Below are 7947 nucleotides of genomic sequence, written 5' to 3' on the forward strand. Positions count from 1 at the left end.
TGCGTCGCCCTGGATCCCCAGCAGCATCGGCGGGACCCCAAAGGCCAGCGCGATCTCGCGGGCGGCGGCTTCCTTGGTCTTTTGAAACTCCATGTCGGACGGAGAGAAGCCCATCGGCTTCCAGTCCAGCCCCCCTTCCAGAACCATCGGCCGTCCGGCGTTCCGCGCCCCGCGATAGTTCTGCTCGATCTCATCTGACAGTCGGCGGAACTGATCTTCTGCCATCACCCCATGGCCATCGCCGCCCTTCCAAACCAGCGCCCCCGAAGGCCGAGCCGCGTTATCCAACAGCGATTTTGACCACCGAGACGCGCTGTTGTGCACATCAATCGCCATCGCCGCCGCCTGCATCGGCGAGAACCCATAATGATCATCCTGCGGGTGGAACGACTTGATATGGCAGATATTTTCCGCCGCAAACCGGTGCTTTTTACCGCCGACCGCGTAGTCATACGCCTTGGGCCAACCATCTACGCCTGGCACCACGCTCATTCGGTCGGATCGCAGCACATGTAGTTCAACCGGCAACCCCTCGTCGGCCTGTACCGCCTCGACATAGGCATTGCCTGACAGCAGCAACTGCCCGAACAGAGCTTCCATCAACTCCGCCCGCCCCTGCGCCGCATTCGGACGGCGCATCAGCGACAGGATCGGATGCACATCAAACCGCTGCGCCTGATCCTGCAGCACCAGTGGCAAAGCCGCCGCCGCCTCGGCAATCAGCTTGACCGAGCGAAACCCCACCGGGTTTCCCGAAAACCCCGTGCGTGTCAGCGACACCGCATCCCGAGGGCTCCACGCCACGCGCCCACCCGTCTGCCACGCCACCACGGGGCCTGCCGCGCTGGCCTTCGCCTCGGGCGCTTCCCCGGCCGCTCCACGACGCAAGAAATCGAATACCATCTGTGCTCCTTTCTGCCGCCGCTCTGCCCGGCTTGTTGAAAGGAGTTATGACGGAAAGAAGTTTAAGCCTCGGGAACTGGGCGTACGGGGGGTGGGCAACGGGTTTGAGACAGCTAAACCCACACTTGGTAACGCGTAGCCCAATCAAAACATAACGACTGGTTCTAAAATTTCGGTTGTGATCATTCTATCTCGCTTCACGCTCCCTTATAGAAGAAGAAACGTAAAGTCGGGAAACCTATGAGAAACATAGTATTTTCAAGCCTATTGGTATTCACTCCCCTTGAAATTTCACTAGCGCAAGACGCCCAGTCATCGCTTGCTCAAGAAATAGAGAAATCTTCCGAGACCCGACGGATCGAGGGAGGAAACAAGATTGGCAGTCGTGTATACTTCCCTGAAATACGTTTTCGAAACTACATTGATGTGCGCGGCTGCAATCTGACTGCCGTGGCTGAAGAAACGACAGATCAAGGCATACGAACTCTCAGCATCACTTTTGATCTCGCGAGAACTGACCTACCTGACCCCAATGATCCCAACAGCTCGGATTGGGGTACTGTCAGCCTAGCGGAGCATATTCAATTCGGGGAGATAGTGTTTAGATTTATCGAACCGCATAGTCCTACTCCGTATGGAACAGGCGACCTTTACGGTTCCATGGAGTTTTCTCCCGAAAAATCTTACTGGTTCGGGATGAACGAATTGCAAGACGCTGAGCAGCCTCATCGGCTACTAAGCCTGCTTCACCAATATCAAGCCCAGTATTGCGCCCTATCGGGATAGAACGATCAAAACTGTTGACTTCGTTTCATTGGTACGGCGCGCTGAGAAGTTAGTGAATGAACTTCACAAACTCCGCACCCTCGGCCGCCGATACGCCCCGGCAGGCCCCACAACTAGTTCATGCAGCGCCCAGACCAGCGCGTCGACCCGGTCGGGCGAGCCCTGCCCTTCGAACCCGCGTGCGGTCATCTGGCACATCTGCTCCTCCAGCGCGTCCAGCCCGGCCACGTGGCTCACTCGCCCCTGCTCGTACAAAGCCGCCACAGGCTCGGCCCGCGCGACCTTGCCGCGTGAGGCCCGCACCGCGCGGAACGGGACCAGGGGGTCCACCTGCCGCACGACTTCTTCCACCAGTTGCCCGCCTTGGTTGACCTCGGCCACCAGCCGTTCGGCCCCGAATTCGTCTATCGCGTCAATCGCCGCCTGCGCCCACCCCGCCGGGCCGACCCCCTGCACTGTCCGGTCGGCCAGCACGTAGGCACGCCACTCCTCGGGCGGCCCCTGTAGCTGGGCGCCCACGACCACAATCCCGCATGCATCCGCATCTGAACCGGAGGTCACCGCCGGGTCCAGCGCAACAACGATGCGATCCAACGCAGGCACCTGCCCGCACCGCGCCGCCTCAAGCATCGATCCAGTCCACAACGCCCCCTCGGCATCCGACAACAGCACCCCGTCCAGCTCCTGCCGCCCCAACCGCCTGCCCGCATAGCGCGCGCGCACCTCCTGCAAGAAGGAGTCTGCCAAATTGGCCCGGTTCGCCTCGGTCGGCGCATGGGTCTGCACGGTGGACGGCGACGCCAACAAGTCTTTCAAGACTTTAACAATGCGCGGGGTGGTGGTCACACACGCGCGCGGTTGATCCCCCAATCGCAACGCGAATTGCAGCATATCCCAGGTCTCTCCGGCCTTCTTCCACTTGGCCAACTCGTCCACCCAGGCTGCGTCGAACTGAGGTCCCCTCAGCCCCTCCGGATCATGCGCAGAAAATACCTGCGCCTCGGCCCCGTTGGGCCAGATCAGTTTCCGTTCCGATGCCTTCCAGGTGGGTCGGCGATCCGGCGGAGAACACTGCAATATCCCGCTATCACCAAAGATCATCACATCGCGCACCTGGTCAAAGGTCTCACCAACCAACGCCACCCGACTGGCCTCACCTCTGTCCAAAGGCTTTGCTCCTTCGACCATCGACCGCACCCATTCTGACCCGGCTCGCGTTTTACCCGCGCCGCGCCCACCCATAATGACCCATGACCGCCAGTCTCCCTCGGGTGGCAACTGATGCGGCAACGCCCAGAACTCGAACAGGAAAGGAAGGGCACAAAGCCCTCCCTCCCCGATCTCACTCAGAAATCTGTCCTGCAGCGCAACAGGTGCGGAGGCGAGCCAACCGGCACCCGACCTCAAATCGAGCTCGGTTAAGGTCGAGCGCGTATCCCCCTTGGGCAATTCCGGCTTGTCTGTAATGTTGTTCGACAAAGCTTGTCTCCACTTTCTGACAACTTCGGATCAGCCCCTCTAACTGCCCGAGTTGCTTGGCTGAACCAGCAAGATCTGCATCCTCCCCGGTTCCGATTTGCCTGCGCAGTTCTTCCGCTGCCTGGCGCAAACCGCGAATGGATGCCTCAAGCGACTGCAAAAGTTCTGCCGTCTGGGACATCCGCTCTTCCGGGGTAATCAAAGTCATGTTTGCCTGTGACCTCATGCGTTAGTTTTCTCCGCACGAGAGAAACGAAAAACGGCCACCGGGTCGCCCCAGGGCCGTTGTTCACGTCTTCTAGCATGACACAAGGTATATATGATTAAGTTCGCAAAGTCAATGAGTTACGCAACATGGATGCAACACGGAGCGTACGGAAACCGAACGAAACATTAAGACAGGGCCCAACAATCGCTCACCTGGGTTTACCAAAAACAATTCCCGTAAAGGCAATGCGACGCATTACGGAACCATCGTTGCAAGAAACGACAAAGCCGGGGAATCCTTGCGCTCATAGGCAAGTTTGACCGCTTCCCCGACCCTACCTTGCGCTATCATCAGTCGCTCAAGCGCGAAATTCCGGTCGTCAAAAACAGAACGCCCATTTGAGTTGGGGTGCAAACGCCAAAGGTCCTCATACGTGTCCAGAGCACCTTCTATATCCCCTTGCTGCATCTGCAAATACCCAAGAACACCCAATCCTTCGCGTTGATATTCTGCAGGAATACTTAGACCCAACAGCGACAAGTCATTGTAACCGGACTGCAGATAAGCACGCCCCACGGTCCACAACCGTCGCTCGTAGTCAAAGCGATCCTCTGCATCCTGCAAATATAGTAATATCTCGCCGTTGTTCCCGCTAGATGCCGCATGAACGGCTCTGATCCCGTCGACTGTGACGCTCGAAAACACATGAGAATTTTCAATGGACCAAATCAGCAACTCCATTTGTTTCGTATCGCCCGCAACCGCATGGACAAGGGCAAAGTCATCGGTGCTCGAATCGTAGCGATCCAGATTTTGCTGCTTCATGAACTCAAGCAGTTCCAGAGCCCCATCTACCTCGCCGTCCATCGCCATGGCCAAGGCTATATTTGACAGATGCAAAGCGCGATTTTCAGCATCCAGCAGATGACCTGCAAGATCTTGCGCATTCTGATATTCTTTCTTCTTCACAAGAGTATCAATGCCGTCAGCCTTCAGAAATAACCGCTCCTTGGGCACTCCAACTGTCTCGATAAGTTGCAGCGCCTCCGAATAACGCCCTTGCAGAATCAGAACATTGACCACTTCGCGCTCAAGCAAGGCCTGCTCTTCGGCAGTTGCCGCCTCAAGCAGCGCTTCAACCTTTGCTCGATCTCCTGCAAACATCAGGAAATAGCCCGCCGCGGCCTTTGCGTGTTTTTGCCTCTTGGGCTCAATCTCCGGCATGAGATCGAGAATATACGTCGCAAAATCCGCCGCCGTTTCCGGCGCTTCGTTCATCAACGGTCCAATCAAAACGTCTGAATGAAACCTCAACAGTGCGCCTTGCCGTGCCACATCGGGCCATTTTTCTGCAAAATGGGCAAGAAACGCTGCCCGCGTTTCTGCGTGATCAGGCGCACCCGAACGCTCCTGATGAACCAAAATCCTAAGGGTGCTCCGCATCCAATAGCCAGGATCGTACTCGGCCTCGGCAGCTTCGGTCGCGAGACCAAACACGCAATCGCGCGTCGGCTCGGCCAGACATGTATCAACCTCGGCAGAAACCGGATCGCTGGCCACTAGAAGGCCCGCAAAAACAATCGATCCAATAGTTTTCAAGGACAAAGCTCCAACGAATGGCTTTCGGATATTCTGAGTACACATCCCTGCGTCGCTAATCCAGCGCCAGATCAACCCGGATTGGAGGCAAAACTTGACATTTCCCCCAATACCCCGCATGAGCGACCACAACACCGCGCTGCCGCGTGAGCACGTGGGCCCTGAACAGCCCCCACAGCGCCCGACTTTCACCAGTTCCCCATCACGCAGGGTTCTTGACGCGACGACCGGATGATGCAGGGTGCGCTTGCATCTTCTGAGGTCTCGCACAACCCCTGTCGGTCGCGGATGCGGCCCGTCATGACTTGTCCATGAGTCATCCTCATGGACGCAAAAGGATAGTTAATTGTTCGACTTCGACATGCTTGGCCTTGCGCCAGCGCTTAACGATGCGCTCAAAAGCGCCAATTTCACTCAACCCACTCCAATTCAAAACCAGGCAATCCCGCTGGCGCTGAACGGGCATGATATTCTTGGGCTGGCGCAGACCGGTACCGGCAAAACGTTGGCCTTTGGCTTGCCACTGATCGACCATCTGCTTGCCCAGCCCGGAAAGCCGGACCCCAAAACTGCCAAAGCGCTGATCCTTGCCCCCACCCGTGAACTGGTGAACCAGATCGCTGACAGCCTGCGCAACCTCACAAAGAAAACCAAACTGCGTGTCGCGACAGTAGTTGGCGGCCAGTCGATCAATAAGCAGATCATGTTTCTGGCACGAGGCACGGATATTCTCGTCGCGACCCCCGGGCGCCTGATCGATCTAATGGAGCGTCGTGCTGTTGACCTCAGCTCGGTACGGCACCTTGTTCTCGATGAAGCTGATCAGATGCTGGATCTCGGCTTCATTCACGCGCTTCGCAAGATTGCTCCACAGCTGGGCACACCGCGCCAGACAATGTTGTTCTCGGCCACCATGCCCAAGCAGATGGAAGAACTCAGCCGCGCTTACCTGACCAACCCACAAAGGGTTCAGGTCTCGCCTCCGGGCAAGGCAGCAGACAAGATCACCCAATCGATCCACTTCGTCAGCAAACCCGGAAAACCATCAAAGCTGCGCGAAATCCTGTCCCAGGATACCGACGCTCTCACGCTGGTCTTTTCCCGCACCAAACACGGTGCTGAGAAATTGATGAAGGGCCTGGTGGCGGATGGTTACAACGCTGCGTCGATTCACGGCAACAAAAGCCAGGGACAGCGCGATCGTGCCATCAAGGCCTTTCGCGCGGGTGAGATTAACGTACTTGTAGCAACCGATGTTGCAGCGCGCGGTATCGACATCCCGGGCGTTGCCTATGTGATCAACTACGACCTGCCCGAAGTTCCTGACAACTATGTCCACCGCATCGGTCGTACAGCCCGCGCAGGCCGCGAGGGCGAAGCAATTGCGTTCTGTTCGGCGGAAGAAGTCGATCTGCTGCGTCAGATCCAGAAACTGATGAAGATCGAAATCCCGGTGGCCAGTGGCACCATGCCCGAAGCTGTGGAGCCCAAGAAACCAGCAGGACGCCGCGGCAATGGCCCCCGCCGGGGACGAGGACCACAGTTCAAGCCTGAAGGTGCATCAAAGCCCGCCAACAAAAAACGGCGTCCGCGTCGCCGTCCGGCTGCATAACCAAAACTCGAGGATCAGAGTGGCGTGTGCCCTTTGATCCTCGTGACTGCCAGTCTCATATAGCAGAAAAATTCGGTTGGTCTGCGCCCCAGTTGTGCTGTCCAGCGAGTTCCATTGATATGGACCAAGATCTCTCGAAGCTCTGCATTTGGAAGCGAAACTTCTAAAATCCGCATTCTCGATTAAGGCCTTTGAAATTCAGGGTTCGTCGCGAACCACGTATTATCCAAGAACACCTTCTTTCACCGAACAAGAAAGCCATCCGCGCCAAGACGCAGATGGCTTCGAACTTTTATTAACAGGGTCAGTTACCCGAATTCCGCTCGGCTTCGATTTCGCGCCATTTGGCAACGTTCCGATTGTGCTCCTGCAGTGTCTCGGCAAAGGCATGCCCGCCCGTACCATCAGCCACAAAGAACACGTAGTTCGTTTGATCAGGCGATACCGCTGCCTCAAGGCTTGCGAGACCCGGGTTTGCAATCGGTGTCGGCGGCAAACCATCAATCTGATAGGTATTCCAAGGGGTTGGCCTATTCAGCTCACTACGCCGCAAACCGCGACCCAGAGTACCCTGTCCCTTTGTAACACCATAGATCACCGTGGGGTCCGTCTGCAGCTTCATGCCTTGGTTCAGTCGGTTCACAAAGACGCTGGCGACCTGTCCGCGCTCTTCCGGAACGCCGGTTTCCTTTTCGATGATCGAGGCAAGGATCAGCATCTCTTCGGGGCTTTCCAGCGGAAGACCCTCCTGACGCGCTTCCCAAGCGGCGTTAATTCTTAGCTGCTGTTTGTCCTGCATCTCCTGCAGAACTGCATTTCGATCTTCACCCGGCGTTACTTCATAACTATCCGGCGCCAGCATACCTTCAGCAGGTATCTCAGCCACTTCTCCCGCCAGCATGTCGACCGATTTCAGAGCTTCTACAATCTGCCAGCTTGTCACCCCTTCAGCCAATGAGATGCGATAGCGCGTATCCGCCTCATTCCGCTTCTCACCATATACTGCAGGAACTTCATCCTCGCCGACTTCGAACGAAGCGATTTCGACAAAGTTCAGTGTCGCCGGGTCCAGTTCGCGCACGCGCGTCTGAGTGCGGGTCACACCGATACGGTATTCAATCTCGGTTCCGCAGGTGCTGGCGCCACTACGCGTGATCTCATCGACGATCTCTTCCATCGATGCGCCTTCACGCACCAGAAAGCTGCCCGCCTTCAACTGCTGAGACTTGTCAGCATAGTCGGCTGCCATCCGGAAAATCGTAGCGCTGCTGATCGCCCCCTGATCCTCAAGCTCGCGGCTGACCCTGGTCATGTTCGAACCGGGTTTCACCTGCAGGCACATGGCGGTTTCAAGCGGGCC

At 57.0% G+C, this 7947-nt stretch carries 5 protein-coding genes; 1 reads left to right on the forward strand and 4 read right to left on the reverse strand.

Features of this window, described 5'->3' with window-relative positions; translation table 11 throughout:
* From E1297_RS47040 to E1297_RS47050, 3 genes are all read right to left on the reverse strand, one after another.
* Positions 1-903 (reverse strand): phage portal protein (locus E1297_RS47040; protein WP_155151868.1); only part of this gene is annotated, 903 nt, incomplete at its 3' end.
* An 849-nt stretch (positions 904-1752) separates the two neighbouring features.
* Positions 1753-3168 (reverse strand): DNA-packaging protein, encoded by a 1416-nt coding sequence (locus E1297_RS47045; RefSeq protein WP_244328143.1) that lies wholly within the window; start codon positions 3166-3168, stop codon positions 1753-1755.
* A 463-nt stretch (positions 3169-3631) separates the two neighbouring features.
* Complete coding sequence (locus E1297_RS47050) at positions 3632-4975, reverse strand: hypothetical protein (RefSeq protein ID WP_155151075.1); 1344 nt, start codon at positions 4973-4975, stop codon at positions 3632-3634.
* Positions 4976-5336: 361 nt separating this feature from the next.
* On the opposite strand from E1297_RS47050, the gene E1297_RS47055 reads away from it, so the two are divergent.
* On the forward strand, positions 5337-6587 hold the full coding sequence (locus E1297_RS47055; RefSeq protein WP_209016456.1) for a DEAD/DEAH box helicase: 1251 nt from the start codon (positions 5337-5339) through the stop codon (positions 6585-6587).
* 304 nt (positions 6588-6891) lie between these two features.
* Here the strand turns inward: E1297_RS47055 and mltG are convergent.
* Positions 6892-7947: endolytic transglycosylase MltG (gene mltG, locus E1297_RS47060; RefSeq protein WP_155151872.1), on the reverse strand; the 1056-nt coding region annotated here is incomplete at its 5' end.

This window comes from Roseibium sp. RKSG952 (assembly GCF_009711355.1).

Coding starts and splice junctions, on each gene's coding strand:
- E1297_RS47055 (WP_209016456.1), top strand. CDS start 5,337: ATGCTTGGCCTTGCGCCAGCGCTTAACGATGCGCTCAAAAGCGCCAAT.